This is a genomic window from Pseudomonas sp. HMSC066A08 (genome assembly GCF_001813025.1).
Taxonomy (GTDB): Bacteria; Pseudomonadota; Gammaproteobacteria; order Pseudomonadales; family Pseudomonadaceae; genus Pseudomonas; species Pseudomonas aeruginosa.
In genome coordinates, this window is the sequence record NZ_KV811277.1 from 1 (window position 1) to 349 (window position 349).

Sequence of the window (349 nt, forward strand, 5' to 3'; positions counted from 1 at the left end):
CGCAACTGGTGGTGAACGCCTCGAACTCCTCGATGGCCAACTCCGACGAGCAGTCCAACCGCACCAACAGCGTCGCCGCGGCGATCAACGAACTCGGCGCCGCCGCCCAGGAAATCGCCCGCAACGCCGCCGATGCCTCGCACCATGCGTCCGACGCCAATCACCAGGCCGAGGACGGCAAGCAGGTGGTCGAGCAGACCATCCGCGCGATGAACGAGCTTTCCGAGAAGATCAGCGCCTCCTGCGCCAACATCGAGGCCCTCAACAGCCGCACGGTGAACATCGGCCAGATCCTCGAAGTGATCAAGGGCATCTCCGAGCAGACCAACCTGCTCGCCCTCAACGCCGC

At 65.0% G+C, this 349-nt stretch carries 1 protein-coding gene; it reads left to right on the forward strand.

Annotated features, from left to right (window positions below):
• Positions 1–349, forward strand: a 349-nt coding sequence (locus HMPREF2886_RS05465) for a methyl-accepting chemotaxis protein (protein ID WP_256562489.1), incomplete at both ends; no start/stop codon positions are given.